Here is a 22,976-nt window from a genome sequence, read left to right on the forward strand (position 1 = left end):
AGATGTCGAAGCTCGGAGATCTCGGCGCCAAGCTGTACCGGGGTGAGGTCGGCTACGACTTCGTCGGCAAGCGCTTCGTCTGGTACGGCGTTTCCATCCTGATCACCATCACGGCGATCGTCGCCCTGGCCGTCCAGGGCCTCAACATGGGCATCGAGTTCAAGGGTGGTGCCGTCTTCACCACCCCGAAGTCCTCCATCTCGGAGACCCACGCCCGCGAGGCCGCGGAGAAGGCCTCGGGCCACGACGCGGTCGTCCAGAAGCTCGGCACCGGTGCGCTGCGCATCCAGATCTCGGATCTGGACACCAACGCGGCGGCCGACGTGAAGGCGAAGCTCGCCACCGACTTCAAGATCGACGCGGCCCAGATCAACGCGGACCTGGTCGGCCCCAGCTGGGGCGAGCAGATCGCCAACAAGGCGTGGACCGGCCTCGGCGTGTTCATGGTCCTCGTGGTGATCTACCTGGCCATCGCCTTCGAGTGGCGGATGGCGATCGCGGCGCTCATCGCACTGATCCACGACCTCACCATCACCGTCGGCGTGTACGCGCTGGTCGGCTTCGAGGTCACCCCCGGTACGGTCATCGGCCTGCTGACCATCCTCGGTTACTCCCTCTACGACACCGTCGTCGTCTTCGACGGTCTCAAGGAGGGCTCGAAGGACATCACCAAGCAGACCCGGTACACGTACAGCGAGATCGCCAACCGCAGCATCAACGGCACCCTGGTCCGCTCGATCAACACCACCGTCGTGGCCCTGCTCCCCGTCGCGGCGCTGCTCTTCATCGGTGGCGGCTTCCTGGGCGCCGGCATGCTGAACGACATCTCGCTGTCGCTCTTCGTCGGCCTCGCCGCCGGTGCCTACTCGTCGATCTTCATCGCGACCCCGCTGGTCGTGGACCTGAAGGAGCGCGAGCCGGCGATGAAGGCGCTGAAGAAGCGGGTGCTCGCCAAGCGGGCGTCGGCCGAGGCCAAGGGCGAGTCGCCCGAGGGCAACGGCTCCGAGGACGCGCCCGAGGTAGTGGCGCAGGGCCGTTCGGGACGGCGCCGGTGACCGCGGAGCTGCCCTCCGGCGTACGGGACCTGCTGCTCAGCCGGATCACGGACGTGGCGGACTACCCGAAGCCGGGCGTGATGTTCAAGGACATCACCCCGCTGCTGGCCGACCCGAAGGCGTTCGGCGCCCTCACGGACGCGCTGGTGGCCCTGGCCGGGCAGTACGGAGCGACGAAGATCGTCGGGCTGGAGGCGCGGGGATTCATCCTGGCGGCTCCCGTGGCCGTGCAGGCGGGCATCGGCTTCGTGCCGGTCCGCAAGGCCGGGAAGCTGCCCGGGGCGACGCTCCTGCAGTCCTACGACCTGGAGTACGGGTCGGCGGAGATCGAGATCCACGCGGAGGCGCTGTGCGCCGACGACCGGGTCATGGTCATCGACGACGTACTGGCCACGGGTGGCACCGCCGCCGCCTCGCTGGAGCTGATCCGGCGGGCCGGGGCGCAGGTCGCCGGGGTCGCGGTCCTGATGGAACTGTCGTTCCTGCCGGGCCGTGACCGGCTGGCGCCGACGCTGGGCGATGCCCCGCTGGACGCGCTGATCGTGGTCTGACCCTGCTTTCCCCGAAGCGGGCGTGCACCGGGACATCCCGGAGCGCGCCCGCTTCGGCGTGTGCGGGCCGCTGCGCGGGGCCGAATCCCCTGCCCGCCCTTCGCCCCATCCCTCGTACCCCGGTCCTCGAACGCCGGACGGGCTGGATGTGGCCCGGCCCGGCAGGAGTCGGGGATGGACTCGGGGAACGGCGTGGCGGAACCCTCGCTACGATGGGTTATCCGGACCGGACACGGGCACCGGATCCCGCTGAGGAGCGCTCTTGCCAGACGAGGTCCAGCCCATCTCCGCCGCGCAGCCCGACCCGGAGGCCGAGCAGCCGGCCGCGGCCGCCGCCGCCACGCCCCCGCCCGCTCCGCCGGCCCCGCCGGTCAAGCCCGCGTCCGCGAAGCCGGCCGGGTCCTCCAATCGGGTGCGCGCCCGGCTGGCCCGCCTCGGCGTCCAGCGTTCCAACCCGTACAACCCGGTCCTGGAACCGCTGCTCCGCATAGTCCGCAGCAACGACCCGAAGATCGAGACGGCCACCCTGCGCCAGATCGAGCAGGCGTACCAGGTCGCCGAGCGCTGGCACCGCGGCCAGAAGCGCAAGAGCGGCGACCCGTACATCACCCACCCGCTCGCGGTGACCACGATCCTCGCCGAGCTGGGCATGGATCCGGCCACGCTGATGGCGGGGCTGCTCCACGACACCGTCGAGGACACCGAGTACGGGCTGGAGGACCTGCGGCGCGACTTCGGCGACGCGGTGACCCTGCTCGTCGACGGGGTCACCAAGCTCGACCGCGTCAAGTTCGGCGAGGCCGCGCAGGCCGAGACCGTCCGCAAGATGGTCGTGGCCATGGCCAAGGACCCCCGGGTCCTGGTCATCAAGCTCGCCGACCGCCTGCACAACATGCGCACCATGCGCTACCTCAAGCGGGAGAAGCAGGAGAAGAAGGCCCGCGAGACCCTCGAGATCTACGCCCCGCTGGCGCACCGGCTGGGCATGAACACCATCAAGTGGGAGCTCGAGGACCTCGCCTTCGCGATCCTCTACCCCAAGATGTACGACGAGATCGTGCGGCTGGTGGCCGAAAGGGCCCCCAAGCGCGACGAGTACCTCACCGTCGTCACCGACGAAGTGCAGGCCGACCTGCGGGCCGCCCGCATCAAGGCCACCGTCACCGGACGCCCCAAGCACTACTACAGCGTCTACCAGAAGATGATCGTGCGCGGCCGCGACTTCGCCGAGATCTACGACCTGGTCGGCATCCGGGTCCTCGTCGACACCGTCCGGGACTGCTACGCCGCCCTCGGCACCGTGCACGCGCGATGGAACCCGGTCCCCGGCCGGTTCAAGGACTACATCGCGATGCCGAAGTTCAACATGTACCAGTCGCTCCACACGACGGTCATCGGACCCAGCGGCAAGCCCGTCGAGCTGCAGATCCGCACCTTCGACATGCACCGCCGCGCCGAGTACGGCATCGCCGCGCACTGGAAGTACAAGCAGCAGACCGTCGCCGGCGCCTCGAAGGTGCGCACCGACGTGCCGCAGGCGGCCAAGGGCACCGCGGGCCACGACACCGTCAACGACATGGCCTGGCTGCGCCAGCTCCTGGACTGGCAGAAGGAGACCGAGGACCCGGGCGAGTTCCTCGACTCGCTGCGCTTCGACCTCTCGCGCAACGAGGTCTTCGTCTTCACGCCCAAGGGCGACGTCATCGCCCTGCCGGCCGGGGCCACCCCCGTCGACTTCTCGTACGCCGTCCACACCGAGGTCGGCCACCGGACCATAGGGGCGCGGGTCAACGGACGGCTCGTACCGCTCGAATCGACCCTCGACAACGGCGACCTGGTCGAGGTCTTCACCTCCAAGGCCGAGGGCGCCGGCCCGTCCCGCGACTGGCTGGGCTTCGTCAAGTCCCCCCGAGCCCGCAACAAGATCCGTGCCTGGTTCTCCAAGGAGCGCCGCGACGAGGCGATCGAGCACGGCAAGGACGCCATCGCGCGGGCCATGCGCAAGCAGAACCTGCCGATCCAGCGCATCCTGACCGGGGACTCCCTCGTCACCCTCGCGCACGAGATGCGCTACCCCGACATCTCCTCGCTCTACGCGGCGATCGGCGAAGGCCACGTCACCGCGCAGAACGTCGTCCAGAAGCTGGTCCAGGCCCTCGGCGGCGAGGACGCGGCCAACGAGGACATCGAGGAGACCATCCCGCCCGCCCGCGGCCGCAGCACCCGCCGCGGCAACGCGGACCCCGGCGTGGTGGTCAAGGGCGTCGAGGACGTGTGGGTCAAGCTGGCCCGCTGCTGCACCCCGGTGCCGGGCGACCCCATCATCGGCTTCGTCACCCGCGGCAGCGGCGTATCGGTCCACCGCGCCGACTGCGTCAACGTGGACTCCCTCTCCCAGCAGCCCGAGCGGATGCTGGAGGTCGAGTGGGCGCCCACCCAGTCCTCCGTCTTCCTGGTCGCCATCCAGGTCGAGGCGCTGGACCGGTCCCGGCTGCTCTCCGACGTCACCCGGGTCCTGTCGGACCAGCACGTGAACATCCTGTCGGCGGCCGTGCAGACCTCGCGCGACCGGGTGGCCACCTCCCGGTTCACCTTCGAGATGGGCGACCCGAAGCACCTGGGCCACGTCCTGAAGGCCGTACGGGGCGTCGAGGGCGTCTACGACGTCTACCGCGTGACCTCGGCCCGCAGGCCCTAGGCCGCACAGCGAAGGACCCCGGTACGCACCGCGTACCGGGGTCCTTTCACGTGCCGGGGGTCCGGGGCGTCAGCCGCCGAACTCCTCCAGGCCCTTCAGCGCCTGGTCCAGCAGGGCCTGACGGCCCTCCAGCTCCCGGGACAGCTTGTCGGCCTTGGAGTTGTTGCCCTGCGCGCGCGCCGCGTCGATCTGGCCGCGCAGCTTGTCGACCGCCGCCTGCAGCTGACCCGTCAGACCGGCCGCACGGGCCCGCGCCTCCGGGTTCGTACGGCGCCACTCGCCTTCCTCGGCCTCCTGGATGGCCCGCTCGACGGTGTGCATCCGGCCCTCGACCTTGGGACGCGCGTCCCGCGGTACGTGGCCGATGGCCTCCCAGCGCTCGTTCAGGGAGCGGAACGCGGCACGGGCCGCCTTCAGGTCCGTGACCGGGACGAGCTTCTCGGCCTCGTCGGCCAGCTCCTCCTTCAGCTTCAGGTTCTCCACCTGCTCCGCGTCGCGCTCCGCGAAGACCTCGCTGCGCGCCGCGAAGAACACGTCCTGGGCGCCGCGGAAGCGGTTCCACAGGTCGTCCTCGGACTCGCGCTGTGCGCGGCCCGCGGCCTTCCAGCTCTCCATCAGCTCGCGGTAGCGCGCGGCCGTCGGACCCCAGTCGGTCGACTTCGACAGCGACTCGGCCTCCGCGACCAGCTTCTCCTTGACCTTGCGGGCGTCCTCGCGCTGCGCGTCGAGCGAGGCGAAGTGGGCCTTGCGGCGCTTGGAGAAGGCGGAGCGGGCGTGCGAGAAGCGGTGCCACAGCTCGTCGTCCGACTTGCGGTCGAGGCGGGGCAGACCCTTCCAGATGTCCACCAGGGCCCGCAGCCGCTCGCCGGCACTGCGCCACTGGTCGCTCTGCGCCAGCTGCTCGGCCTCGGCCACCAGCGCGTCCTTGGCCGCACGGGCCTCGTCCGTCTGCTTGGCCTTGGCGACCTTGCGCTCCTCACGGCGCGAGTCCACGGTCGACACCAGCTTGTCGAGCCGGACGCGCAGCGCGTCGAGGTCGCCGACGGCGTGGTGCTCGTCCACCTGCGTGCGCAGGTGCTCGATGGCCGTCTGGGCGTCCTTGGCGGCCAGATCGGTGGTCCGCACCCGTCGTTCGAGGAGGCCGATCTCGACCACCAGGCCCTCGTACTTGCGCTCGAAGTAGGCCAGGGCCTCCTCCGGGGTGCCGGCCTGCCACGAGCCGACGACCTTCTCGCCATCGGCAGTACGCACGTACACGGTGCCGGTCTCGTCGACTCGGCCCCACGGGTCGCTGCTCACAGCGCCTCCTCCACCTGATGCCTTGCGAGGGGTTCACCCCCTGGGCATCGTCCACAGTTTCCTGGGGCGGGCCGCGCCCGCCCTGCACAACGCCAACATAGGCGACCGCCGGGCCGGCTGTCCGCATCCAGCACGACGGAATATCGCCGTACCGGAGTGCCGTCGAGGAAATCGAGGAGACAGCCCGGGCCCGGGGCGCCCGGTCCCGGTCAGTTCTGGGTGACCGTGGCCTTCTCGATGGTCACGGGGGTCTTGGGGGCCCCGTCCTGGCCTCCGTCGGCCGTACCGGCCTTGGCCACCTCTTCGAGCACCTTCAGACCGGCCGCGTCGATCTTGCCGAAGGGGGTGTACGAGGGCGCCAGCGGGCTGTCCTTGTAGACCAGGAAGAACTGGCTGCCGCCCGAGCCGGGCTTGCCCGTGTTGGCCATCGCCACCGTGCCCGCAGGGTAGATGACCTGGCCCGTCTCGTTGGGCTTGCCCAGCGCGTCGAGGTTCTCGTCCGCGATGGTGTAGCCGGGGCCGCCCATGCCGGTGCCCTGCGGGTCACCGCACTGCAGGACGAAGATCCCGCCGGTGGTCAGGCGGTGGCACTTGGTGTTGTCGAAGAAGTTCTTGTCGGCGAGCGACTTGAACGAGTTGACGGTCTGCGGGGTCTTCGCCGCGTCCATCTCGAACTTGACGTCGCCCGCGCTGGTCTTCAGGTCGAAGGTGTACTTCGCCTTGGCGTCGATCGCCATCGCCGGGGAGGGGGACTGCTGCGGGGTGGGCGAGGCCGAAGGGTTCGCGGCCGGGTCGGCCGCCTCGTCCTTCTTGTCCTTGTCGAACACACCGCCGGCCACCAGGCCGACCAGCGCCGCGACCACCACGGCCACCGCCGCACCGATCACGGCCATCCGCTTGCGCGACTTCTGCCGCGCTTCGGCACGCCGCTTCTGCTGGCGTTCGTACTTCTCCCTGGCGAGCTGGCGCCGCCGCTGATCGCTCGTGACCACCGGGTCGTCTCCTTGTGCGTATCTGGTACCACTGTCCGGGCTGGGTTAGGCCGTACCGTATATGGGTTCGCTGTGTAATGAGCGGCGCCGGTAGGCTCTGAGCAGCAGCATTCCGATCTGCAAGCCTCCCGCCGGACGACGATTGAGGACGAACGTGCTGATTGCCGGATTCCCCGCCGGGGCCTGGGGGACCAACTGTTACGTGGTCGCCCCCGCCGCCGGTGAGGAGTGCGTCATCATCGACCCGGGCCACCAGGCCACCCAGGGTGTCGAGGAGACGCTGAAGAAGCATCGGCTCAAGCCCGTCGCGGTCGTCCTCACCCATGGCCACATCGATCATGTGGCATCGGTGGTCCCGGTGTGCGGAGCACACGACGTACCGGCCTGGATCCACCCCGAGGACCGCTTCATGATGAGCGACCCGGAGAAGGCCCTCGGCCGTTCGCTCGGCGCCCAGCTCATGGGCGAGCTCACGGTGGGGGAGCCCTCCGACGTGAAGGAGCTCACCGACGGTGCGCGGCTCGCCCTGGCCGGCATGGAGCTCACCGTGTCGCACGCCCCCGGGCATACCAAGGGGTCGGTGACCTTCGGGATGCCCGCGGCGGCGGACATCCCGCCGCTGCTGTTCTCGGGCGACCTGCTCTTCGCCGGCTCCATCGGGCGTACCGACTTCCCCGGCGGCAGCCACGCCGACATGCTCGAATCGCTGGCCCGCGTGTGCCTGCCGCTCGACGATTCGACCGTGGTGCTGCCCGGACACAACGAGCACACGACCATTGGCCGTGAGCGAGCCACCAACCCGTACCTGCGGCAGGTGGCCGCCGGCCTGGGAGACGGTTTCACGTCTCCACGACGAGGAATGTGACGAGAGTTTCGTGAGTACTTTTCAGGCCCCCAAGGGCACGTACGACCTGCTGCCGCCCCGCTCCGCGACCTTCCTGGCGGTGCGCGAGGCGATCTCCGCGCCCCTGAAGAACTCCGGCTACGGATACGTGGAGACCCCCGGCTTCGAGAACGTCGAGCTCTTCTCGCGCGGCGTCGGCGAGTCCACCGACATCGTCAGCAAGGAGATGTACACCCTCACCACGAAGGGCGGCGACCAGCTCGCCCTGCGCCCCGAGGGCACCGCCTCCGTGCTCCGCGCCGCCCTGCAGGGCAACCTGCACAAGCTCGGCGGCCTGCCCGTCAAGCTCTGGTACTCCGGTTCGTACTACCGCTACGAGCGGGCCCAGGCGGGCCGCTACCGCCACTTCTCCCAGGTCGGCGCCGAGGCCATCGGAGCCGAGGACCCGGCGCTGGACGCCGAGCTGATCATCCTGGCCGACCAGGCGTACCGCTCGCTGGGGCTGCGCAACTTCCGCATCCTGCTGAACTCGCTCGGCGACAAGGAGTGCCGCCCGGTGTACCGGGAGGCCCTCCAAGCCTTCCTGCGCGGGCTCGACCTCGACGCGGAGACCGTGCGCCGTGCCGAGATCAACCCGCTGCGCGTGCTCGACGACAAGCGGGCCGACGTACAGAAGCAGCTCGTCGGTGCGCCGATGCTGCGCGACTACCTCTGCGACGCCTGCAAGGCGTACCACGAGGAGGTGCGGGCGCTGGTGACGGCGGCCGGGGTCGCCTTCGAGGACGACGAGAAGCTCGTGCGCGGCCTGGACTACTACACCCGCACCACCTTCGAGTTCGTCCACGACGGTCTGGGCTCCCAGTCCGCGGTGGGCGGCGGCGGCCGCTACGACGGCCTCTCCGAGATGATCGGCGGACCGGCGCTGCCGTCGGTGGGCTGGGCGCTGGGCGTGGACCGTACGGTGCTGGCGCTGGAGGCCGAGGGTGTCGAGCTGGACATCCCCGCCTCCACCTCCGTCTTCGCGGTCGCGCTCGGTGCGGCGAAGCCGGTGCTGTTCGGTCTGGTGACCGAGCTGCGGCGGGCCGGTGTCGCGGCGGACATCTCCTACGGGGGCAAGGGCCTCAAGGGCGCCATGAAGGACGCGAACCGCAGCGGGGCACGCTTCGCGGTGGTCGCGGGGGACCGTGACCTCGAAGAGGGCGTGGTCCAGCTGAAGGACATGCAGTCCGGGGAGCAGACCCCGGTGGCCGTCGCCGAGCTCGTGGACACGGTCCGGGCGAAGCTGGCCTGACGGACGCCGCCCGGTGGGGCGGGGCCGGGGGAGCCGCTGCGCGGAGCTCTCCCCGCCCCGCCCTTTCGCCGTTTCCCGGGGCTCAGCCCCGGCCCCGCGCCTCAAACGCCGGCGGGGCTGGAAGATCGCCTCAAACGCCGGCGGGGCTGGAATCAGCCCCGCCGGCGTTTGAGGCGCGGGGTCCGGGCGGAGCCCGGTTTCGGGAAGGGGCGGGGTGGGGTCACAGCAGGCCGTGCCGCATGGCCGTGGTGACCGCCGCCGTGCGGTCCGTGACCTCCAGCTTTCCGAAGATGCGGAGCATGTGAGTCTTGACCGTGGACTCCGCCACGAACAGGCGGCGGCCGATGTCGGCATTGGTCGCGCCCTCCGCGACCAGGCGGAGCACTGCCACCTCGCGCTCCGAGAGCCGCGGCAGCGACGGGCGGGTGCGGAGCCGGTCGACCAGGCGGCCGGCCACCGTCGGGGCGAGGACCGTCTCGCCGCGCACGGCCGCCCGGACCGCGGCCGCCAGTTCCGCCCGCGCCATGTCCTTCAGCAGGTAGCCCGCAGCCCCCGCCTCCACCGCCCGCAGGATGTCCCGGTCCTCCTCGTACGTGGTCAGCACCACCACCCGCACCGGCAGTCGGGCCGCCGTGATGCGGGCGATCGATTCGACTCCGTCGCCGCCCGGCATCCGCAGGTCCATCAGGATCAGGTCCAGGCCCCCTTCGGGGACCAGCCGCGCGGCCAGCGCCTCCGCCTCGGGGCCGTTCGCGGCCTCCGCGACGACCTCCAGGTCCGGTTCGGCGCTGAGCATGCCGCGCAGCCCCTCCCGTACCACCGGGTGGTCGTCGGCCAGCAGGATGCGGATCATCTCGTACGGCTCCTCAGCGGATCGGGAGTGTGACGGTGACGGTGGTGCCGGCCGAGGCGGCGCTGTCGACCGCCGCCGTGCCGCCCACCTCGGCCGCGCGGGCGAACAGGCCCCGCAGGCCGTAGCCCGGTGCGGGGGCCGCCGGGTCGAAGCCCCGGCCGGTGTCCCGGACCGTGAGGGTCAGGCCGGATCCGCCGTAGGCGAGGGACACCGTGCAGCGCGCCCGCGGCCCGGCGTGCTTGGCGGCGTTCGACAGGGACTCCTGGCAGGACCGCAGGGCCACCACCTCCAGCGCTGCGGCCAGCGGCCGGACCTCCCCGGTCACCGAGACCGCCGCCGGCGGATCCTGCCGGGCCGCGAGGCGCCGTACCGCGTCGGGCAGCGAACCGCCGTCGAGGTCCGCGGGCGCGCCGCCCGCCACCAGGGCGCGGGCCTCGGCCAGGTTCTGCCGGGCGGTGACGGCCATCAGCTCCAGATGGCGCCGGGCCCGCTCCGGATCGGTGTCCAGCTCCGACTGCACGGCCTGTACGAGCATCAGCAGACTGGTGAAGCCCTGGGCGAGGGTGTCGTGGATCTCGCGGGACATGCGTTCCCTTTCGGCGTGGGCGCCGCGTTCGGCGGAGAGCCGGGCCACCTCCTCCCGGCTGGCGTCGAGTTCCGCGATGAGGGAGGCCCGGTCCTGGCTCTGCTCGATGATCCGGACGGTCCAGGCACCGAAGAAGGCGGAGAAGGCGAAGGTGACGAGCGCGCTGATCGCGCTCACGAAGACGTGGCTCCCCTCCGGCCGCCACACCACGACCCAGCCGGCCACCGGCAGCAGCGACACCAGGCCCACCGCTGCGATCGCGCGCCGCAGGGGCAGCAGCATGAAGCACTGCGGGGCGAGGGCGAAGGTGATCAGCCGGGTCTCGCCGACGAGGGAGGCGGCGGGCAGGAAGAGGGCCAGCGCCACCCCCAGGTAGCGGGCGGACGAGCGCGGTGCGGCGCCGGGCTCCTGCACGAGCAGCGGGCGTCCGGCGCGCAGGAACCACGGGACCAGGAGGGCGAGCAGGCTCACGGCGAGGACCCGGTACGGCAGCGCGGGGAAGTCCGCCCCGAGAACGAAGGCCGCCGTCGCGACCCACACGACCGCGAAGTAGAGGATCCACGGCCCGAACGCGCGGTCCCAGACGTGGGACTCGCGCGCCCCGGCCGCCTTGGCGAAGGCGGTCAGCCGTCGCGGCGGTTCTTCCACTTGAAGGTCATCAGACACAGGACCAGACCCCCCACGACCCAGGCACCCAGGACCAGGGCGACCTTGCCATACTCCCAGCCGCCGGCCTGTTCGAGAACGGCCGCGGACTCCGGCAGGAACACCCCGCGCAGCCCCTGGCACATCCACTTGAGGGGGAACAGCGCACCGATGTTCAGCAGCCAGTCCGGGATCTGGTGGACCGGGATGAAGACGCCCGAGACGAACTGCAGGATCAGGAACGGCAGGACCACGACCGAGCTGGCGCTCTTGCCGGACTTGGGCAGGCTGCTGATGGCGATGCCGAGCAGGGCGCAGCCGGCCAGGCCCAGGACGAAGATCCAGGCGAAGGTCAGCCACTTGGAGGCGGACGTCGGCAGATCGAGGTCGAACAGGGTGGAGCCGACCAGCAGCAGGATCGCGGTCTCGGCGAGGCCGGTGGCCAGCACCATCCACACCTTGCCGAGGAAGTACGCCGCCGGCGGCATCGGCGTCCCGCGCAGCCGGCGCAGCACCTTCTCGTCGCGTTCGACGGCGATGGAGATGCCGAGGGACTGGAAGCTGGTGGACATGATGCCCGCGGCGACCATGCCGGCCGCGTACATCTGGGAGGCGGTGACCCCCGTGCCCTCCATGCCGTCGCTGAAGATCGAGGCGAAGAGCGCGAGGAAGACGATGGGGAAGGCGAAGGTGAAGATCACCGCGTCGCGCTGGCGGACGAACTGCCGGATCTCCAGCGCTCCGCGGCTCGCACCGAGGGACCAGGCGCCTGGCAGTGCCCCTGCCCCTCCCGTGCCCGCGCGCGTCCGGGTGCCCGTGGCCTTGCCCGTACCGGTCTCCGTGCTCATCGGGACTCCTCCTGCCGCGTCGGGTTCGGGTCGAGCTGGCCCGTGAGGCGCAGGTACACGTCCTCCAGGGTGGGGCGGGTGATCCTCAGGTCGGGGACCTCCCCGTCGAAGCGGGCCGCCAGCTCGGCGACCGTACGGGTGGGCGTCTCGGTGGCGGCGCTGCGCGGGCTGCCGTCCCGGTCCGTCCACTCGACGGTGGCGCTGGTCCCGAGCCGGGCGCGCAGCGCGGCCGGTTCGCCCTCGGCCACGACCTTGCCGCGGGCGACGACCGCGAGCCGGTCGGCGAGGGCCTCGGCCTCCTCCAGGTAGTGGGTGGTGAGCACGATGGTGGTGCCCGAGTCGGACAACAACCGGATCAGGTCCCAGAACTGCCGCCGGGCCGCCGGGTCGAAGCCGGTCGTGGGCTCGTCCAGGAGCAGCAGTTCGGGGTCGCCGATCACCCCGAGCGCCACGTCGAGGCGGCGCCGCTGCCCGCCGGAGAGGCTCTTCAGCCGGTGGCCGCGCTTGTCCTCCAGGCCGACCAGGGCGATCACCTCGGCCGGGTCGCGCGGGGCCGGGTAGTAGCGGGCGAAGTGCTCGACCGTCTCCCGTACCGTCAGTTCGGCGGGCGCCGACTCGTCCTGCCAGACGATGCCGACGCGCGAGCGCCAGGCCCGGCCGGCAGTCGCGGGGTCCGCGCCGAGGACGAGCACCTCCCCGCCGTCACGCTCCCGGTGCCCCTGGAGTATTTCCACCGTGGTGCTCTTGCCGGCGCCGTTGGGCCCCAGGAGGCCGAAGACCTCGCCCCGCCGGATCGTCAGGTCCAGTCCGTCCACTGCGGTGACTTCGCCGTACTGCTTGCGGAGCCCCCGTACTTCCACCGCGTTCTGTGTCATGCCTCCCATGGTGTGGCGGAAGCCCGTCCACCGGTCCCCCCGTGCGTACCTTCCGCTGTCCGTCGAACGGTGGACAGCGGTCGGGTACGGCACAATGGCCGGTGCTTGGTGACCTTGCAGATGTGGAGCGGGCGGGATGACGACACGAGGGACCGATACGACCACCGCCGAGCCGCGGACGGCCGTCGGCGGCAGCCGGGCGCTCGCCCTGCTGCTGGTGATCACGGGAGCCGCGGGACTGCTCGCCGCCTGGGTCATCACGATCGACAAGTTCAAGCTGCTGGAGGACCCGGACTTCGTACCGGGCTGCAGCCTCAACCCGATCGTCTCCTGCGGCAACATCATGAAGAGCGACCAGGCCTCGGTCTTCGGCTTCCCGAACCCGATGCTGGGGCTGGTCGCCTACGGCATGGTCGTGTGCGTCGGCATGAGCCTGCTCGCGCGGGCGCGCTTCCCCCGCTGGTACTGGCTCACCCTGAACGCCGGGATGCTCTTCGGCATCGGCTTCTGCACCTGGCTGATGTACCAGTCCCTGTACAACATCAACTCCCTGTGCCTGTGGTGCTGCCTGGCCTGGGTCGCCACCATCGTCATGTTCTGGTACGTCACCTCGCACAACGTCCGCAACCGGCTGCTGCCCGCCCCCGGCTGGCTGCGCGCCTTCCTCGACGAGTTCACCTGGGTGCTGCCCGTCCTGCACATCGGGATCATCGGCATGCTGATCCTGACCCGCTGGTGGGACTTCTGGACCTCCTGAGCCCGGACGGCCGGGCGGGAGGGAGTGTCGGTGGCCTCGCATAGGCTTCCGGTGTGGAACCAGACCTCTTCACCGCAGCCGCCGAAGACCGCCAGGCGAAGGACCCCTCCAGTTCTCCGCTCGCCGTCCGGATGCGCCCGCGCACCCTGGACGAGGTCGTCGGTCAGCAGCACCTGCTGAAGCCCGGCTCCCCGCTCAGGCGGCTCGTCGGGGAAGGGGCGGGCGGTCCCGCCGGCGCCTCCTCGGTGATCCTCTGGGGTCCGCCGGGCATCGGGAAGACCACGCTCGCGTACGTGGTGAGCCAGGCGACGAAGAAGCGGTTCGTCGAACTGTCCGCGATCACCGCCGGGGTGAAGGAAGTTCGGGCCGTCATCGAGGGCGCCAAGCGGGCGGCCGGCGGATACGGCAAGGACACGGTCCTCTTCCTCGACGAGATCCACCGCTTCAGCAAGGCGCAGCAGGACTCGCTGCTGCCGGCGGTGGAGAACCGCTGGGTCACCCTGATCGCCGCGACCACGGAGAACCCGTACTTCTCGATCATCTCCCCGCTGCTGTCGCGCTCGCTGCTGCTGACGCTGGAGCCGCTGACGGACGAGGACCTGAGCGGCCTGATGCACCGGGCGCTGACGGAGGAGCGGGGCCTGGGCGGCGCGGTCACCCTGCCGGCGGACGCGGAGGCGCACCTGCTGCGGATCGCCGGCGGCGACGCACGGCGCGCGCTGACGGCCCTGGAGGCGGGCGCGGGCTCGGCGATCGCCAAGGGCGAGCCCGAGATCAGCCTCCAGACGGTGGAGGAGGCCGTCGACCGGGCCGCGGTGAAGTACGACCGCGACGGCGACCAGCACTACGACGTGGCCAGCGCGCTGATCAAGTCGATCCGGGGCTCGGACGTGGACGCGGCGCTGCACTATCTGGCCCGCATGATCGAAGCGGGGGAGGACCCCCGGTTCATCGCCCGCCGGCTGATGATCTCGGCGAGCGAGGACATCGGGCTGGCCGATCCGACGGCCCTGCCCCTCGCGGTGGCGGCCGCTCAGGCGGTGGCGATGATCGGCTTCCCGGAGGCCTCGCTCACGCTGTCGCACGTGACGATCGCACTGGCGCTGGCCCCGAAGTCGAACACCGCGACGACGGCGATCGGCGCGGCGCTGGCCGATGTCCGGGCGGGGCTGGCGGGGACCGTGCCGGCGCACCTGAGGGACGGGCACTACAAGGGGGCGGCGAAGCTGGGGCACGCGGTGGGGTACGTGTACCCGCACGACGTGCCCGGCGCGATCGCCGCGCAGCAGTACGCGCCGGATGCGGTGCACGGCAAGCGGTACTACGAACCGACCCGGTACGGGGCCGAAGCCCGCTACGCGGACGTGGTGGAGAAGGTCCGCGAGCGGCTCCGGGGCGGCGGGTCCTGACGGGCGGCGCCGTGTCGGCGCTGCGGGGCGGGGAAGCCGGGCCTAGGCTCCGGCCATGGGACGCAGGGCTTCGCTCATCGCCGTGACGGCAGTACTGCTGCTCAGTGGATGCCACCACGAAGACGCCGAAAGGGCGCAGGCCAGCGCCGCCGCACTCGTCGCCCAGGTGCCCCTCGCGAGCGCCGGGTTCCCGCCCGCCGCGGCGGCCGCCAAGGCCGAGCTGGGCAGGCTCAAGGTCGAGTGGGGCAAGAATTGGGAGACGTACAAGCGCGAGAACTTCGGCAGGTACTGGTCCGACGAGACGGACGCCGTCGGCGGCCGCAACGGGTGCGACACCCGCGACGACGTCCTGCGCCGGGACCTACGGGAGCTGCGCGAGGGCGACAGGAACCCCTGCGTCGTGCTCTCCGGAGTGCTGAAGGACCCGTACACGGGGAAGGAGCTCCCCTACTACTACCGCCGCGCCTCGCAGATCCAGACCGACCACGTCGTTGCCCTCGGCGCCGCCTGGCGCGGGGGCGCGTACGCCTGGACCCCGCAGCGGCGCCTGGAGTACGCCAACGACCTGGACGTGCTGCTCGCCGTGGACAAGCAGACGAACTACGACAAGAGCAGCAAGACCGCGGACAAGTGGAAGCCGCCCCAGAAGGGCTACTGGTGCGAGTACGCGCGCCGGTACACCGGGATCAAGGCCAAGTACGGGCTCTCCGTGACCCCGCCGGAGAAGCAGGCGCTGGAGGAGATGCTCGGCACCTGCCCCTAGCGGTTCAGCCGGAGAACAGGGTGCTCATGGCCCGGCGCAGGCCGCAGACGTCGGTCACCGGCTCCGGGAAGTCGAAGCGGGCGTCGAAGGCGGTGGCGCCGCGGATGAAGCGCACGCGCAGGCCCAGCCGGTCCAGGGCGAGGGGGACTGCGGTCAGGTCCGCCGTCTCCCGGGTGCCCAGCAGGCCGCACAGATCACCCATCCGGTCTCCGTGCGAGGAGGCCAGGTGCTGGAGGAGCTCCGTCTCGTGGGCCACCATCGGGTCGGGCTCGGCCGCGGCCAGCAGCTCCGGGTCCACGTGCTCGGCGCCCCACAGGTCGTCGACCGAGATCTCGCCGACCTCCAGGCGCAGCAGCATCCACGCGGGCCGGCCGGCGGACGGGGACCCGAGCGATTCGGAGAGGCCGAGGAGCTCTCCGACCGGGTGCCGCTCGGCCAGCAGTGCCGCGCAGGCGGCCCGTTCGGCGGCACCGCGCACCGGAGTGAGCCACCCGGCGAGCCAGGCGCGGCCTCGGATACGATGGGGCACGGACACCGGCGCCACATCCGTGATCTCGATCACGGCGGTGAGGTCGTCGTCCTGGGCGTGAGCGGCTGCCCTGGCAGCCGCGGATTCCCCTGATACCAGGAGGATCACGTCCCCGTCCGGGGTGACGGTCCGTGCGGCCGGCATCCCTGTCCCGAACTCCCCCTGGTCAAGAGCACCGGGGAGCGTGAGGGATACTGAGGCGTTGGACTCTACGAGGGTTCGTACGCGTTCGGCTCCGGTGAGCTGCCGAACGCCTTCCCTGGGACGCGGCTGACCTTGCCTATCGTCGCCGAAAGCAGATCCTGTTTCGTTTGGATCTGAACTTCGGTGCGCACTGGGCAGGGGGATCCCATGTGGTCGAGACATTACGTCCTCCTCGCTAAGGTAAGCCTCACCTAACTTACATGGAGGTAGGTTCCCCGTGAACCAGAAGCGACCCAAGGTCAAGAAGTCGCGTGCCCTCGGCATTGCGCTGACCCCGAAGGCCGTCAAGTACTTCGAGGCCCGCCCCTACCCGCCGGGCGAGCACGGCCGTGGCCGCAAGCAGAACTCGGACTACAAGGTTCGTCTGCTCGAGAAGCAGCGTCTGCGCGCTCAGTACGACATCTCTGAGCGTCAGATGGCCCGCGCGTACGACCGCGCCAAGAAGGCCGAAGGCAAGACGGGCGAGGCGCTGGTCGTCGAGCTCGAGCGTCGCCTCGACGCCCTGGTCCTGCGTTCGGGCATCGCCCGCACCATCTACCAGGCTCGCCAGATGGTCGTTCACGGCCACATCGAGGTCAACGGCGACAAGGTCGACAAGCCGTCGTTCCGCGTCCGTCCGGACGACGTCATCACGGTGCGCGAGCGCAGCCGCGAGAAGGTTCCGTTCCAGGTTGCCCGTGAGGGTGGCTACGCAGGCGAGGGCGAGACCCCCCGTTACCTGCAGGTCAACCTGAAGGCCCTGGCCTTCCGCCTGGACCGCGACCCGAACCGCAAGGAAATCCCGGTCATCTGCGACGAGCAGCTCGTCGTCGAGTACTACGCCCGCTGATCCAGCTCCACCAGCGGACGTAGCCCTCACAGGCTGGTCAGCCCGCCGGTTCCCCTTCGGGGGAGCCGGCGGGTTTCCTGCTTTTCACCCCCGGGTGCGCCATCGCCCGCTCCGCCCGCTCGGTCGCGCCCCGCGGCCTCGGCAGCGGCCCCGCCGGCACCGGCGCGGGCTCCGGTCCCCGCAGGGCGCGCTCCACGAGGGCGTCCAGGGACAGGGTCCGGCCGTGCCGGGCGCAGGACGCGTACCGCTCGGCGCCCAGCAGTTCGCCCGCCCGCTCCTGGCACATCAGCCGCGGGGCGTTGAAGTACCCCGAGCCGAACAGCCGCATGCCCACCCCGTCCCACAGGGGCTCGGCCGCGCCCTGGAGCACCGCCGCCTCCGCCGGATGCCCCTCGGCCACCGTGACCAGCGCGAGCAGCTCCACCGCGAGCACCAGCCCGACCAGATCGCGGAAGACGTGGTTGATGGCCACGCACTCGGCCAGCAGCCGCCGCGCCTCGGCCGTGCCCCCGGTGTCCAGGGCCGCGTACGCCAGGACGTACAGGGCGTACGCCTTGGTCCAGCGCTCCCCGCGCTCCTCGCAGATGTCCCGGACCTCCCGGCACAGGGAGAGCGCGCCCGACAGGTCCCCCTGGAAGGCCAGCGCCATCGCCAGTTCCACCTGGCACATCAGCACGTTGCTGTTGAGCTCCCCGGCCTCCCGGTAGCGCTCCAGCGCCGAGCCCAGCAGCTCCCCGGCCCGGGCCATGTCGTCCGAGACCAGGGCCAGACAGCCCATCCGGTGCACGGCGTACGCGCCCGCCACCGGGTTCTCGCTCCGCGCGGCCCCGTCCCGGCACTCGTACAGCGCGCTCATCGAGGCCACCGAGTCGCCCTGCAGGGCCGCGACGTACCCGAGCACCCACAGCGCCTTCAGCCGGGAGCTCTCGTACTCCGACCCGGCGGACCCCGGAGATTCGGGGCCGCCCTCCAGCGTCCGGTCCAGCCAGTGCCGGCCCTCGGTGAGCCGGCCGCAGCCGGCCCAGAAGAACCACAGGGTGCCCGCCAGGTACTGGCCCAGGTGGATCTCCTCCGGCTCGTCCAGGCAGCACTCCAGCGCGAGCCGCAGGTTCGGCAGCTCCGCCTCCACCAGTGCGGCCACCTCTTCCTGGCGCGGGCTGAACCAGTCCAGCTCGCACCAGGTCGCCAGGCCCATGTACCAGTCCCGGTGCCGGCGCCGCAGCCGCCGGGCGTCGCCCAGCGACTCCAGCCAGCCCGCCCCGTAGATCCGTACGCTCTCCAGCATCCGGTAGCGGACCCCGGCCGCCGTCTCCTCCCGGACCAGCAGGGACTGCCCCAGCAGCTCCCCGACCAGGTCCAGCACCGAATCCACCGGCAGGTCCGGCCCCGCGCACACGTACTCGGCGGCGTCCAGGTCGAACTGCCCGGCGAACACCGAGAGCCGTGCCCACAGCAGCCGCTCCCCGGTCGTGCACAGCTCGTGGCTCCAACCGATCGCCGTGCGCAGCGCCCGGTGCCGGGGCAGCGCGCCGCGCGAACCGCCCGTCAGCAGGGCGAAGCGGTCATCCAGCCGGGACAGCACCTGCTCCGGCGACAGGGTGCGCAGCCGGCCCGCCGCCAGCTCCAGCGCCAGCGGCAGGCCGTCGAGGCGGGCGCACAGCTCGGCCAGCACCGCACGGTTGGCCTCCGTCAGGGCGAAGGCCGGATCGGCCGCCGAGGTCCGCTCGATCAGCAGGGCCAGGGCCTCCTCCGGATCCAGCGGGGCGAGCGGCCAGGACAGCTCCCCGTCGAGGGTCAGCGGCCGCCGGCCGGCCGCGAGCACGCGCAGGCCGGGGGAGCGGCGCAGGAGGTCCCGTACGAGGTCCGCGGTCTCGTCGACCAGCTGCTCGAAGCCGTCCAGGACCAGCAGGAGCCGCCGCTCGGCCAGGTGCTCGGCAAGGACGGTCCGGGGCGGCCTGGTGGTGTGGTCGGTCAGCCCGAGCGCCTCGGCGAGCGTCAGCTCCAGCAGCGCCGGATCCCGTACGGAGGCCAGCTCGGCCAGCCACACCCCGTCGCAGTAGCGTTCCTGCGCCGGGTCGGCGGGACCGCTCGCGCCGGAAGGGCCGACGGGGCCGGCTGCCGCGTCGGCGGCCGCCCTGGCCGCCGCCAGCACCAGGCGGGTCTTGCCGACTCCGCCCGCGCCGGTCACCGTGACCAGCCGCGATGCGTCGAGCAGCCGCGCCAGCTCGGAGAGTTCCCCGCCCCGCCCGACAAAGCCGCTCAGGTCCGAGGGAAGATTGCCCGGCGTCCTTCGTGGAATGGGTCTTTGTCGCATGGCACACGGAGCGTACTGGTCCGCGTGCGCTGCGTACAAGGCGGGCCGGTTCCGGACACAAGGCGGGCGCGGCGCCCCGGATTTCCGGTACTGCGGCGGATCTCCGGCGCGATAGGGTCGGAGGACGACTTTTTCGCTTGGTGATCAATCTGTAGAGAGCGGTGTGAACGTGTCCGGTGGAGAGGTGGCCGGGATCCTCGTGGCCGTCTTCTGGGCCATCCTGGTCTCGTTCCTCGCCGTGGTGCTGGTGAGGCTGGCCCAGGTGCTCAAGGCGACCACCAAGCTGGTGGCCGACGTGACCGAGCAGGCCGTTCCGCTGCTCGCGGACGCCTCCACCACGGTCCGCTCCGCCCGCACCCAGCTCGACCGGGTCGACGCCATCGCGAGCGACGTACAGGAAGTCACCTCCAACGCCTCCGCGCTGTCCTCCACCGTCGCGTCCACCTTCGGCGGCCCGCTCGTCAAGGTCGCCGCCTTCGGCTACGGCGTCCGCAAGGCGCTCGGCAAGGGCGGCGCGACCCCGCAGGACGCGCCGGGCAGGACCCCCCGGCGGACCGTGATCGTCGGCCGTACCGTGCCGGCGGCCCGGCGCCGGAAGCAGAAGGGCTGAGATCTCCGATGTTCCGCCGAGCCTTCTGGTTCACCGCCGGCGCAGCCGCCGGCGTGTGGGCCACCACCAAGGTCAACCGGCAGCTCAAGAAGCTGACGCCGGAGAGCCTCGCCGCCCAGGCCGCCGACAAGGCGATCGAGGCGGGCCACCGCCTCAAGGACTTCGCCCTCGACGTCAAGTCGGGAATGTCGCAGCGCGAGGACGAGCTGAACGACGCACTGGGACTCCATCAGGATCCCGAGCTGCCCGCCAACGTCACCGCCCTTCCCGGGCCGCGGCGGCTGCGGGCCATCGAGCACGACCAGAACGACCCAACCACACAGTTTTCGTACAACCGGAATGAGGACCACTGATGGAGTCGGCTGAAATCCGCCGCCGCTGGCTGAGCTTCTTCGAGGAGCGCGGTCACACCGTTGTCCCTTCGGCGTCGCTCATCGCGGACGACCCGACTCTGCTGCTCGTGCCCGCGGGCATGGTGCCGTTCAAGCCGTACTTCCTCGGCGAGGTCAAGCCGCCCGCGCCCACGCTCACCAGCGTGCAGAAGTGCGTCCGTACGCCGGACATCGAAGAGGTCGGCAAGACCACCCGCCACGGCACGTTCTTCCAGATGTGCGGCAACTTCTCCTTCGGGGACTACTTCAAGGAAGGCGCCATCAAGTACGCCTGGGAGCTGCTCACCAGCTCCGTGGCGGACGGTGGCTACGGCCTGGAGCCCGAGAAGCTCTGGATCACGGTCTACCTCGACGACGACGAGGCCGAGGCCATCTGGCGCGACAAGATCGGCGTCCCGCAGGAGCGCATCCAGCGCCTGGGCAAGAAGGACAACTTCTGGTCCATGGGCGTCCCGGGCCCCTGCGGTCCCTGCTCGGAGATCAACTACGACCGCGGCCCCGAGTTCGGCGTCGAGGGCGGCCCCGCCGTCAACGACGAGCGCTACGTGGAGATCTGGAACCTGGTCTTCATGCAGTACGAGCGCGGCGCCGGCGACGGGAAGGAAGACTTCCCGATCCTCGGCGACCTGCCGTCGAAGAACATCGACACGGGTCTCGGCCTCGAGCGCCTCGCCATGATCCTGCAGGGCGTACAGAACATGTACGAGACCGACACCCTGCGCGTGGTCATGGACAAGGCCACCGAGCTGACCGGCGTGCGCTACGGCGCCGAACAGGGCACGGACGTCTCGCTGCGCGTGGTCGCCGACCACATCCGCACCTCGACCATGCTCATCGGCGACGGCGTCACCCCCGGCAACGAGGGCCGCGGCTACGTGCTGCGCCGCATCATGCGCCGCGCCATCCGCAACATGCGCCTCATGGGCGCCACCGGCCCGGTCGTCCAGGACCTGGTCAACGTGGTCATCGAGACGATGGGGCAGCAGTACCCGGAGCTCGTGACCGACCGCAAGCGCATCGAGACCGTCGCGCTCGCCGAAGAGGCCGCCTTCCTCAAGGCCATCAAGGGCGGCACCAACATCCTCGACACCGCCGTCAGCGAGACCAAGGCCGCCGGCGGCACGGTCCTGGCCGGCGACAAGGCGTTCCTGCTCCACGACACCTGGGGCTTCCCGATCGACCTCACCCTGGAGATGGCCGCCGAGCAGGGCCTCGCCGTGGACGAGCCCGGCTTCCGCCGCCTGATGCAGGAGCAGCGCGACCGGGCCAAGGCCGACGCCAAGGCCAAGAAGACCGGCCACGCGGACATGTCCGCCTACCGGGAGATCGCCGACGGCTCCGGCGCCACCGAGTTCACCGGCTACGCCACCAACCAGGGCGAGTCCACCATCGTCGGCCTCCTGGTCAACGGCGTCTCCGCGCCCGCCGCCTCCGAGGGCGACGAGGTCGAGGTCGTCCTGGACCGCACCCCCTTCTACGCCGAGGGCGGCGGCCAGCTCGCCGACCAGGGCCGCATCAAGCTCGACTCGGGCGCCGTCATCGTCGTCCGCGACGTGCAGCAGCCGGTCCCGGGCGTCTCCGTGCACAAGGGTTCCGTCCAGGTCGGCGAGGTGACGGTGGGCGCCTCCGCGTACGCCGCCATCGACGTCACCCGCCGCCGGGCCATCGCCCGCGCCCACTCGGCCACGCACCTGACGCACCAGGCCCTGCGCGACGCCCTCGGCCCGACGGCCGCCCAGGCCGGCTCCGAGAACTCGCCCGGCCGCTTCCGCTTCGACTTCGGCTCGCCGAACGCCGTCCCCGGCTCGGTGCTCACCGACGTCGAGCAGAAGATCAACGACGTGCTCTCCCGCGAGCTCGAGGTCACCGCCGAGATCATGAGCATCGACGAGGCGAAGAAGCAGGGCGCCATCGCCGAGTTCGGCGAGAAGTACGGCGAGCGCGTGCGCGTCGTGACCATCGGCGACTTCTCCAAGGAGCTGTGCGGCGGCACGCACGTCGGCAACACCGCCCAGCTGGGCCTGGTGAAGCTGCTCGGCGAGTCCTCCATCGGCTCCGGCGTGCGCCGCGTCGAGGCCCTCGTGGGCGTGGACGCGTACAACTTCCTCGCCAAGGAGCACACGGTCGTCGCCCAGCTCCAGGAGCTGGTCAAGGGCCGTCCGGAGGAGCTGCCGGAGAAGATCGCCTCCATGCTCGGCAAGCTGAAGGACGCCGAGAAGGAGATCGAGAAGTTCCGCGCGGAGAAGGTCCTCCAGGCCGCCGCCGGTCTCGCCGCGGGCGCCCAGGACATCAAGGGCGTCGCCCTCGTCGTGGGCACCGTCCCGGACGGCACCGGCGCCGACGACCTGCGCAAGCTGGTCCTCGACGTCCGCGGCCGCATCCAGGGCGACCGCCCGGCCGTCGTGGCCCTGTTCACCACGGCGAACGACCGCCCGCTGACCGTGATCGCCACCAACGAGGCCGCCCGCGAGCGCGGCCTCAAGGCCGGTGACCTGGTCCGTACGGCCGCCAAGACCCTCGGTGGCGGCGGTGGCGGCAAGCCGGACGTGGCCCAGGGCGGTGGCCAGAACCCGGCCGCCGTCCCCGAGGCCATCGCCGCGGTCGAGCGCCTCGTCGTAGAGACGGTCTGAAG

The 22,976-nt window shown here is 71.1% G+C and carries 20 protein-coding genes; 12 read left to right on the forward strand and 8 right to left on the reverse strand.

Going from position 1 to position 22,976, the window contains the following annotated elements; translation table 11 throughout:
• The first annotated feature begins 2 nt into the window (after nucleotides 1-2).
• The 3 genes from secF to ACZ60J_RS25765 all read left to right on the forward strand — a co-directional run bounded on the left by secF (nucleotide 3) and on the right by ACZ60J_RS25765 (nucleotide 4,304).
• Entirely contained in the window at nucleotides 3-1,055 is a 1,053-nt protein-coding gene (secF, locus tag ACZ60J_RS25755; RefSeq protein ID WP_469685316.1) for a protein translocase subunit SecF, read from the forward strand.
• The gene (locus ACZ60J_RS25760; RefSeq protein WP_469685318.1) at nucleotides 1,052-1,606 is read left to right on the forward strand and encodes an adenine phosphoribosyltransferase; all 555 of its coding nucleotides are present in this window, start codon (nucleotides 1,052-1,054) and stop codon (nucleotides 1,604-1,606) included. Before secF ends, ACZ60J_RS25760 begins: the two co-directional genes overlap by 4 nt.
• 262 nt (nucleotides 1,607-1,868) lie before the next feature.
• The gene (locus ACZ60J_RS25765; protein ID WP_469685320.1) at nucleotides 1,869-4,304 is read left to right on the forward strand and encodes a RelA/SpoT family protein; all 2,436 of its coding nucleotides are present in this window, start codon (nucleotides 1,869-1,871) and stop codon (nucleotides 4,302-4,304) included.
• Between the two features lie 69 nt (nucleotides 4,305-4,373).
• Here ACZ60J_RS25765 and ACZ60J_RS25770 read toward each other — a convergent pair whose 3' ends face one another.
• Together ACZ60J_RS25770 and ACZ60J_RS25775 are read right to left on the reverse strand one after the other, a co-directional pair.
• Nucleotides 4,374-5,603 carry a DUF349 domain-containing protein gene (locus ACZ60J_RS25770; RefSeq protein WP_469685322.1) on the reverse strand — a complete coding sequence of 410 codons (1,230 nt, stop codon included), beginning with the start codon at nucleotides 5,601-5,603 and terminating at the stop codon, nucleotides 4,374-4,376.
• 209 nt (nucleotides 5,604-5,812) lie between these two features.
• The gene (locus ACZ60J_RS25775) at nucleotides 5,813-6,595 is read right to left on the reverse strand and encodes a peptidylprolyl isomerase (RefSeq protein WP_469685324.1); all 783 of its coding nucleotides are present in this window, start codon (nucleotides 6,593-6,595) and stop codon (nucleotides 5,813-5,815) included.
• A 154-nt stretch (nucleotides 6,596-6,749) separates the two neighbouring features.
• Between ACZ60J_RS25775 and ACZ60J_RS25780 the strand changes: the two genes are divergently transcribed.
• Entirely contained in the window at nucleotides 6,750-7,460 is a 711-nt protein-coding gene (locus tag ACZ60J_RS25780; protein WP_469685326.1) for an MBL fold metallo-hydrolase, read from the forward strand.
• A gap of 10 nt (nucleotides 7,461-7,470) precedes the next feature.
• Entirely contained in the window at nucleotides 7,471-8,730 is a 1,260-nt protein-coding gene (hisS, locus tag ACZ60J_RS25785; protein WP_469685327.1) for a histidine--tRNA ligase, read from the forward strand.
• Nucleotides 8,731-8,950: 220 nt separating this feature from the next.
• On the opposite strand, the gene ACZ60J_RS25790 is transcribed toward hisS, so the two are convergent.
• Genes ACZ60J_RS25790 through ACZ60J_RS25805 form a run of 4 tightly spaced genes read right to left on the reverse strand, consistent with a single transcriptional unit; the run spans nucleotide 8,951 to nucleotide 12,537 of the window.
• Nucleotides 8,951-9,583, reverse strand: coding sequence for a response regulator (locus ACZ60J_RS25790; protein WP_469685328.1), 633 nt, complete (start codon nucleotides 9,581-9,583; stop codon nucleotides 8,951-8,953).
• 13 nt (nucleotides 9,584-9,596) lie between these two features.
• Nucleotides 9,597-10,817 (reverse strand): sensor histidine kinase, encoded by a 1,221-nt coding sequence (locus tag ACZ60J_RS25795; RefSeq protein ID WP_469685330.1) that lies wholly within the window; start codon nucleotides 10,815-10,817, stop codon nucleotides 9,597-9,599.
• The gene (locus ACZ60J_RS25800; protein ID WP_469685331.1) at nucleotides 10,793-11,662 is read right to left on the reverse strand and encodes an ABC transporter permease; all 870 of its coding nucleotides are present in this window, start codon (nucleotides 11,660-11,662) and stop codon (nucleotides 10,793-10,795) included. Before ACZ60J_RS25800 ends, ACZ60J_RS25795 begins: the two co-directional genes overlap by 25 nt.
• Nucleotides 11,659-12,537 (reverse strand): ABC transporter ATP-binding protein, encoded by an 879-nt coding sequence (locus ACZ60J_RS25805; RefSeq protein ID WP_469685333.1) that lies wholly within the window; start codon nucleotides 12,535-12,537, stop codon nucleotides 11,659-11,661. The genes ACZ60J_RS25800 and ACZ60J_RS25805 overlap by 4 nt, the downstream gene beginning before the upstream one ends.
• A 136-nt stretch (nucleotides 12,538-12,673) precedes the next feature.
• Here ACZ60J_RS25805 and ACZ60J_RS25810 point away from each other — a divergent pair, with 136 nt between their 5' ends.
• From ACZ60J_RS25810 to ACZ60J_RS25820, 3 genes are read left to right on the forward strand one after another with little or no spacing between them, the layout of a single operon-like run.
• A complete protein-coding gene (locus ACZ60J_RS25810; protein ID WP_469685335.1) occupies nucleotides 12,674-13,294 on the forward strand; it encodes a vitamin K epoxide reductase family protein in 621 nt (206 codons plus the stop codon).
• A 53-nt stretch (nucleotides 13,295-13,347) separates the two neighbouring features.
• On the forward strand, nucleotides 13,348-14,703 hold the full coding sequence (locus ACZ60J_RS25815) for a replication-associated recombination protein A (RefSeq protein ID WP_469685337.1): 1,356 nt from the start codon (nucleotides 13,348-13,350) through the stop codon (nucleotides 14,701-14,703).
• A gap of 55 nt (nucleotides 14,704-14,758) precedes the next feature.
• Nucleotides 14,759-15,466 carry an HNH endonuclease family protein gene (locus ACZ60J_RS25820; RefSeq protein WP_469685339.1) on the forward strand — a complete coding sequence of 236 codons (708 nt, stop codon included), beginning with the start codon at nucleotides 14,759-14,761 and terminating at the stop codon, nucleotides 15,464-15,466.
• Nucleotides 15,467-15,470: 4 nt separating this feature from the next.
• Here ACZ60J_RS25820 and ACZ60J_RS25825 read toward each other — a convergent pair whose 3' ends face one another.
• Nucleotides 15,471-16,361, reverse strand: a complete 891-nt coding sequence (locus ACZ60J_RS25825; protein ID WP_469685341.1) for a DUF2470 domain-containing protein — start codon at nucleotides 16,359-16,361, stop codon at nucleotides 15,471-15,473.
• A 55-nt stretch (nucleotides 16,362-16,416) separates the two neighbouring features.
• Here ACZ60J_RS25825 and rpsD point away from each other — a divergent pair, with 55 nt between their 5' ends.
• Nucleotides 16,417-17,028, forward strand: a complete 612-nt coding sequence (gene rpsD / locus ACZ60J_RS25830) for a 30S ribosomal protein S4 (RefSeq protein ID WP_008740451.1) — start codon at nucleotides 16,417-16,419, stop codon at nucleotides 17,026-17,028.
• Nucleotides 17,029-17,065: 37 nt separating this feature from the next.
• On the opposite strand, the gene ACZ60J_RS25835 is transcribed toward rpsD, so the two are convergent.
• Complete coding sequence (locus ACZ60J_RS25835) at nucleotides 17,066-19,342, reverse strand: ATP-binding protein (RefSeq protein ID WP_469685343.1); 2,277 nt, start codon at nucleotides 19,340-19,342, stop codon at nucleotides 17,066-17,068.
• A gap of 169 nt (nucleotides 19,343-19,511) precedes the next feature.
• On the opposite strand from ACZ60J_RS25835, the gene ACZ60J_RS25840 reads away from it, so the two are divergent.
• From ACZ60J_RS25840 to alaS, 3 genes are read left to right on the forward strand one after another with little or no spacing between them, the layout of a single operon-like run.
• Complete coding sequence (locus ACZ60J_RS25840) at nucleotides 19,512-19,952, forward strand: DUF948 domain-containing protein (protein WP_469685345.1); 441 nt, start codon at nucleotides 19,512-19,514, stop codon at nucleotides 19,950-19,952.
• 8 nt (nucleotides 19,953-19,960) lie between these two features.
• The gene (locus tag ACZ60J_RS25845) at nucleotides 19,961-20,305 is read left to right on the forward strand and encodes a DUF6167 family protein (RefSeq protein ID WP_469685347.1); all 345 of its coding nucleotides are present in this window, start codon (nucleotides 19,961-19,963) and stop codon (nucleotides 20,303-20,305) included.
• Nucleotides 20,305-22,974, forward strand: a complete 2,670-nt coding sequence (alaS, locus tag ACZ60J_RS25850; protein ID WP_469685349.1) for an alanine--tRNA ligase — start codon at nucleotides 20,305-20,307, stop codon at nucleotides 22,972-22,974. Before ACZ60J_RS25845 ends, alaS begins: the two co-directional genes overlap by 1 nt.
• Nucleotides 22,975-22,976: the final 2 nt, after the last annotated feature.

This window comes from Streptomyces sp. NPDC104226, from assembly GCF_055584085.1.